The sequence below is a fragment of the Pseudanabaena sp. 'Roaring Creek' genome, from assembly GCF_001402795.1.
In the GTDB taxonomy this organism is placed as follows: Bacteria; Cyanobacteriota; Cyanobacteriia; order Pseudanabaenales; family Pseudanabaenaceae; genus Pseudanabaena.
In genome coordinates this window covers 1-6,943 of the sequence record NZ_LIRE01000505.1, presented here as the reverse complement: position 1 = coordinate 6,943, position 6,943 = coordinate 1, and the positions used below count along the sequence as shown (strand labels likewise).

The following is a 6,943-nucleotide window of genomic DNA, read 5'->3' as shown; positions in this document are numbered from 1 at the left end:
GCTATACAATCCAAGAAGAGAAGGACGGCGTAAAACGCCGTCCTTCTCTTCTTGGATTGTATGTTCTAGGACATTCGGAGATAGCTCGGAAATACCCCCAAAGATGAGTGCCACTGAATCTTTGGGGATATTTTCTAGGCAAAACTCACGTTGACACAAATATCAAATATTAATTAATAATTAATTAATATTTGATTAAGCTTAACTATTAAGATGAAATAATGCCGCAAATCGCGCCATAAATATCACCATAAATATCACCATAAATATTAAGAAAAAAATAATTTTGAATTTATCTAATCAAAACTTTTCCACAGACTTTTCCACAGATATTGGCTTTTTTTCCACAGATAAGGGAGAGTTTTCCACAGGTTATCCCCAAGATAAACACACTTTAGCCTTACTGGTTAAGGATTCGTTAACGGAAAGCAGCATTGACTTGGGAAAACTTTGCAAGACGATCAATTATAAAGTTATATGAACAAAAAGACGTGAAAAAGCTGATTCCATCAAGTCTATTTCATTTATTTGTCATAAGGAGTTAACAGTTCGTTACGTTGACAAGAAGCACTGGTTGAACGCACAATTAAGTCCCGACCGATGAAAAATGGTTGCTTGAGTTCGATAAAACTTGCTTAAAAGTTGAGGTTTCAGCATGAGTACGACCGTCAGTATATTGGCAGAGATTCCTGAAGAATTGCACGAAACCCTCAAAGTTTACTTAGAGTCTCATCCTGACTGGGATCAAGATCGCGTATTTGCCGCTGCGCTATCTTTATTTTTGCTACAAAATGGTGGCGATCGCTTATCCCGCAATGCCACATCTAGCTATCGCAGCACTGCTAAGGTGTACTTAAACGCTTTATTTCAACACTCTGTTTAAAGGCTTATACCTAAGCACAGACTTGGTTCTAGACTTGGATTGAGATGAATATTCATGCAACTATTCATACAAACTATTCATGCAAAACACAGACCCTTGTATTAGACTGAGAATTGCTCGACGACCTAGACCAATGAAACTATGACCTCCGCCCAGATTCCTGAAGTTAATCCATTAGATGTTCTTGTCGTTGGGGCAGGGATTTCAGGTTTAACGATCGCCCATGAATTAGCGATCGCTAAAAACTATCGCGTCTTGGTGGCGGAGACACAGGATCGGGTGGGCGGCGCAATTACTAGCGCCAAAAATGACGATGGCTATCAATGGGAGGAAGGACCTAATAGCTTCCAGCCAGCCCCCGAATTATTACGTTTAGCCGTAGAAGTCGGACTCAAGGATGAATTGGTGCTTGCGGATGGCAAACTACCCCGTTTTGTATTTCTCAACGGCAAGTTAAACGCTTTGCCCATGTCTCCGCCAACGGCGATCGCTTCCCGAATTTTGACTTGGGGAGGCAAAATCCGTCTCGCTTTAGGGGCAATGGGTTTTGCACGTCCTGCAATGGCGGGAGAAGAATCCGTCGATCGCTTCTTTTCGCGCCTGTTAGGCAGACAAGCGGTCGATCGCTTGGTTGCCCCCTTCATTTCTGGAGTATATGCGGGCGATCCCAAGCGGCTCAGTGCCAAGGCTGCCTTTGCCAAAATCGCCAAGCTGGAAACCTATGGCGGTTTGCTTGCTGGGGCAATATTATCGAGTAAAGAGCGCAAACAAAAACTTAACGATCCTCGCATTCCGAAAACGAAGGCAGGGGAGTTAGGTTCCTTTCGCGAGGGCATAAAGATGCTCCCTGAAGCGATCGCCGCTAAATTAAGGGCACAGGGTACAGCCGTTAAACAACAATGGACTCTGCGATCGCTAGAGAAGCAAGGCGGAATCTATATTTCCAAATTTGATACCCCAACGGGCGAAGAAATTGTGACCTCGCGATCGGTCGTTCTTTCCACCCCTGCCTATGTCACTGCAAAATTATTACAAGATTATTTACCCGCCGCCAGCCAAGCCTTAAATGAGATTTTTTATCCGACGGTAGCCTGTGTCGTGCTTGCCTATCCCAAAAGCGAATTTCTCTATGACATGAAAGGCTTTGGCAATTTGATTCCTCGGACAGAGGGAGTTAGAACCCTAGGGACAATTTGGTCATCTAGCCTCTTTTCAGGACGCGCCCCCGCAGGTTGGCAACTATTGCTCAATTTTATCGGTGGCACCCTCGATCCCGCACTAGCCCATTTATCTGAAGCCGAAATCATTGCTGCCGTGCATCAAGATCTCAAAAAAACGATTCTTCGCCCCGATACGAAGGTATCTCCCAAAGCGATCGCCGTTCATGTGTGGGATAAGGCTATTCCTCAATACGAAATCGGGCATTTAGAGCGCCTTGCCACGGTGGAAGCCGAATTGCAAAAATCCTCAGGGCTATATGTCAGTGCTAATTTTATTGGCGGAGTCGCCTTAGGTGACTGCATCAAGCGCAGCTTGCAAGAAGCTCATAAAATTGCGGCTTTTTTAGAAACCATTTAGAAACCATTTAGAAACCATTTAAGAGTTGTCTAGCTCCCCCTCAATCCCCTTTTTTATGATAAGTAGCGGAACTAGGCGCAATTAAATATAAACCTCCAAATCTGTAGCGCAGGCTCAGCGTGCGCTATAGCTTTTACTTTTGGGCTGTGAGAAAGGGTTTGCTACGCAAACCCTTTCTCACAGCCCGTTTCAAATTATCCCGAACTCGCGCTCAATGAAGCTACCCAATGACTAGCCATCTATCAATAAGTCCCTTAGGGGGAGTAACTTCAATCCTCTTTTGATGAATATCCACAAAGGGGGCGATCGCTTCGACAAAGGGAATTAACTCCACCTCTTGATTATCAAGATTACGAACCTCTAACAAATCATTGCCAGCAGCAATGATACTGATAACTTCGCCTAGCAGCTTACCCGTGGGCTGATGGTAGACCTGACAACCAACTAAATCCGCGATCATATATTCGTTGTGTTCGAGGTAGGGGCGATCGCTAGTGGGAATCATCATCACGTAATTCCGTAAAGCTTCGGCGCGATCGCAATCATTAATCCCCTCTAGGCGAATGACAAATAGATTCTTTTTACCAGCAACCTCGCGCCCCGACAACATCACGATCTCTTGGGGTTCATCCTTCTCAGATGCAGCGATCCAGCGCTTCCCAGCATTCTCAAACCTTTCAGGAAAATCTGAATAGGACAATATCCTCACCTCGCCTTTCAGCCCCTGCGGTGAGACTATTTTGCCAATTATTAACCAATCTTCAGTCATAATATTTATCCTTGTTTGCCAAGCCTCATTGCCAAGCCTCATTGCCGAATCCTGTTACCAAATCCCGCTTTGAGAAAAGCCTTAGCAAAACCTATAACATTCTCTCTATTTGTTCCAATGCATCTAGCGCGGCGGCACGTTCTGCTTCCTTTTTACTAGTAAAATTTCGCATACTTTGACCGTATAGGCGATCGCCAACATATACTTTAGACGCAAATTCAGGCGTATGATCGGTTCCGCCTACTTTTTCGGTCACATACTTGGGCAAAATATGCCCGATGTAGGACTGTACCCATTCCTGCAAGCGATTTTTTGCATCCAAATCGGCACGGGTATTCACCAGTTCTGGCGGTACCGAGTCAAATAGAGCCTCCACCGCAGGGCGCACCGCCTCCACATCGCAATTACAATCTAGGTAAAAAGCACCGATCATCGCTTCAAAGGCGCAACTCAACAAATTTTCACTCTTATTCCCCCCATCCCTCATAGCTCCTTTGCCTAATAAAATTTGGCTGTCTAGGTCTAGGGCGATCGCAAAATTTGCCAACTGCTTCTCATCGACAAGGGCAGCACGGCGGCGAGTTAATTCGTCTTCCCCTAAATCCGCATGTTGCCGATAAAGATAGGAACCACTGAGAAAATTTAAGATCGCATCTCCCAAAAACTCCAAACGCTCATTATCCTCCCCCGCACTGGGATTTTCGTGGACGTAGGAGCGATGGGTCAGAGCCATTCGCAATAAATTCTCATTCTTAAAAACAAATAAGTCTTTCATGATGACCTTAGGCGCGGCAAGTTCGATTGGAGATATTGCCATCGGGCAAGATAGTCTGGCAGATCCTTGCCTCATTCATCCATCCCACATCTACTTCAGCATATTTTAGATTAGCGCCATCAAAGTTGGTACATCGTAAATCGGCTCCCGTCAGATCGGCTCCCGTCAGATCGGCTCCCGTCAGATCGGCATTCCATAGATTTGCCGCATTAAAGCAAGCTCCCCGCAAAACCGTGCCTCGCAAAATTGCCTTGCTTAAGTTGCTGCCGATAAAACTAACATTACTTAAATTTAGTCCGCTTAAATTGGCTAAGCGTAAATTAATATCGCTAAAATCTATGCGATCGAGATCGGCTTCTCTTAAATCGACTTCACTTAAATTTGCACCATGTAAATTTGCGCCATGTAAGCTGGACTCGCTCAAGTCCGCCTCGCTGAGATCGGCATTTTGCAAATTTGCTCGGCTTAAATTAGCTCTAAATAAAAAAGCGTGATGTAAATTAGCATGACTCAAATCTGTATTAGAGAGATTTGTCTCTAAAAGATAGGCTTTTTGTAAGTTCACGTTTTTAAAATCCATCCCGTGCAAATTCGTGCAATTCAATATAGCCAAACGAAAAGTCGCGCTTTTAAAACGCACGTTCGCAAACTGCGCTCCGCTTAAGCCCGCATAGGTAAAATTTGCACGAGTGATATTTGCATTACTAAGATTAGCGTCCAACAGAGAGGCTCCGCTTAGATCCGCATCGGATAAATTTGCCCCTGATAGGTCGGTATTACAGAGATTCGCCTCCCACAGATTTGCAAAAATTAGATTTGCATTGCGTAGAATTGCATGACTGAGATCGACTTTACTCAAATCTACTCCTTTTAAATCCCATCCCTCGAAGTTCCTTTCTCCTTGGGAATAACGTCCTACCAGATTGCGTTTCTTAGCAATGGGATCCAACATAGCAATAAATATGTATCTATCGAAAAAAACGAATGCGTCTCTCTTTTATCCCTCAGGTCAAGTCATATAAACCGATGGATAGTCAGAATTTAGATTTCATTGCATTATGAAATTGCAAAGGAAAATTGCGAACGATGTTTGCATATTACTTTGCTTTTGCCTTTTGTTGTTGTTTTTCCTGACGTTTTTCAGCTTGCTTGTTTTTTTCTTTCTCCCTTTTGATAGCATCTTTAGCGGCTTTCGCAGCTACTTCCGCCTTGTGCTTGGCTTCCCTTGTCTCCTCTTCCCTTTTTTCTTGGTAGTAGGCATAGTCCCCTGCATAGGCGCAAAGTTCGCCATCGCGGATTTCCACAATTTTATTGGCAACCTGTGAGATGAAATAGCGATCGTGGGAGATTACAGCTACAGTACCCTCATATTCTCGCAACGCAGCCTCCAACATCTCCTTGGCGGGAATATCAAGGTGGTTGGTCGGCTCGTCAAGGATCAAGAAGTTTACTGGGGTAAGCAACATTTTCGCCAGTGCTAGCCTTGCCTTTTCGCCGCCGCTGAGATCGCGCACGTTTTTAAAGACCGTATCGCCACTAAATAGAAATTTACCCAGCACGCCCCGTACTTCTTCGTGGGTCATCTTCGGAAAATCATCGTGAATGGTATGAAACACATCTTTGTTTAAATCAAGGGCTTCAGCTTGATTTTGCTCGAAATAGCCAATTAGAACGTTATGACCTAGAACGATTTCGCCTTCGTTATAGGATTCTTTGCCGACTACCATTTTTAATAGGGTTGATTTTCCTGCTCCGTTTGGTCCTAAAAAGGCAACCCGATCGCCTCTTTCGATCTCCAGTTTTGCCCCTAAAAATAGGATCTGATCGCCGTAGGCATGGGTCAGATTCTTGATTTCCACGCTAACACGCCCGCTGCGAGAGGCAGGGGGAAAATGGAATTTTAGGGTTCTAACATCGCTCTCAGGGGCTTCGATGCGATCGATTTTGTCGAGTTGCTTTTCGCGGCTCTTGGCTTGGGTACTGCGCGTAGCACTGGCGCGGAAACGATCAACAAAGACCTGTTGCTTTTCGATGTATTTTTGCTGGCGTTCAAAGGCAGCTCCCTGAGCGGCTTTAGCTTCCGCTTTTTGCGCTAGGTACGATGAGTAGTTGCCCAGATAGGTTGTCGATACGCCCCGCTCGGTTTCCACGATTGAGGTACAGAGGCGATCAAGAAACTCGCGGTCGTGGGAAACGATTACCATTGGGGTACTGAGCGATCGCAAATATTTCTCCAACCATTCGATTGTTTCTAAATCGAGGTGGTTGGTCGGCTCGTCCAGCAGTAATAGATCTGGCGATTGGAGCAAAATTTTGCCTAGACCCATACGCATCTGCCAACCGCCGCTATATTCGCTCACAAAGCGATCGCCATCATCGGCTTTAAACCCTAAGTCTGGCAATAGCTTATCAATGCGACTTTCCAATTCATAGCCGTTATGATCTTCAAATTGACGCTGGAGGCGATCCATTTTCTTGAGGATCGGCTCGTAGTCCTCACCATCTTTTAAATTTTCCAGATGATGATGGACGATCGCTAATTCTTTTTGGATTTCCCGCACTTCCTGAAAGGCTTGCCACATCTCTTGCTTTACCGTCCTCGTCTCTTCGATGTCAAATTCTTGACTGAGATAGGCAATTTTCAGGCTCGAAGGTCGCACGATCTGCCCTGCGGTCGGTTCGATTTCCCCTGCAATAATTTTGAGCTGTGTTGACTTCCCCGCGCCATTTACGCCAACTAAACCAATGCGATCGCCTGTTTTAACTTCCCAGTTAACGTCTTTGAGGACTTCGCCAGTGGGATAAATTTTCTGAATGTGTTCGAGACGAAGCATAGATTTAGGGGAGCAACAAAACTTAACTTTTTATTAAGATTATCATTTTTTTGTAACAAAAGCATCACCCCAATCTAAAAGAAGCTCTAAAAGCAGCCTTAATG

The 6,943-nt window shown here is 44.8% G+C and carries 6 protein-coding genes; 2 read left to right on the top strand and 4 right to left on the bottom strand.

The genetic code is table 11. From position 1 onward, the window contains the following. Nucleotides 1-655 precede the first annotated feature (655 nt). Both AC805_RS15675 and hemG read left to right on the top strand, forming a co-directional pair. Complete coding sequence (locus tag AC805_RS15675) at nucleotides 656-883, top strand: DUF2811 domain-containing protein (protein WP_055076289.1); 228 nt, start codon at nucleotides 656-658, stop codon at nucleotides 881-883. A gap of 141 nt (nucleotides 884-1,024) precedes the next feature. Continuing rightward, complete coding sequence (hemG, locus tag AC805_RS15670; protein ID WP_055076288.1) at nucleotides 1,025-2,461, top strand: protoporphyrinogen oxidase; 1,437 nt, start codon at nucleotides 1,025-1,027, stop codon at nucleotides 2,459-2,461. 220 nt (nucleotides 2,462-2,681) lie between these two features. On the opposite strand, the gene rimM is transcribed toward hemG, so the two are convergent. The 4 genes from rimM to AC805_RS15650 all read right to left on the bottom strand — a co-directional run bounded on the left by rimM (nucleotide 2,682) and on the right by AC805_RS15650 (nucleotide 6,839). Next, nucleotides 2,682-3,230, bottom strand: a complete 549-nt coding sequence (rimM, locus tag AC805_RS15665) for a ribosome maturation factor RimM (protein WP_055076287.1) — start codon at nucleotides 3,228-3,230, stop codon at nucleotides 2,682-2,684. Nucleotides 3,231-3,321: 91 nt separating this feature from the next. After that, the gene (rnc, locus tag AC805_RS15660) at nucleotides 3,322-4,005 is read right to left on the bottom strand and encodes a ribonuclease III (protein ID WP_055076290.1); all 684 of its coding nucleotides are present in this window, start codon (nucleotides 4,003-4,005) and stop codon (nucleotides 3,322-3,324) included. Nucleotides 4,006-4,012: 7 nt separating this feature from the next. After that, nucleotides 4,013-4,957, bottom strand: coding sequence for a pentapeptide repeat-containing protein (locus AC805_RS15655; RefSeq protein WP_055076286.1), 945 nt, complete (start codon nucleotides 4,955-4,957; stop codon nucleotides 4,013-4,015). A 145-nt stretch (nucleotides 4,958-5,102) separates the two neighbouring features. Next, the gene (locus AC805_RS15650; RefSeq protein ID WP_055076285.1) at nucleotides 5,103-6,839 is read right to left on the bottom strand and encodes an ABC-F family ATP-binding cassette domain-containing protein; all 1,737 of its coding nucleotides are present in this window, start codon (nucleotides 6,837-6,839) and stop codon (nucleotides 5,103-5,105) included. Nucleotides 6,840-6,943: the final 104 nt, after the last annotated feature.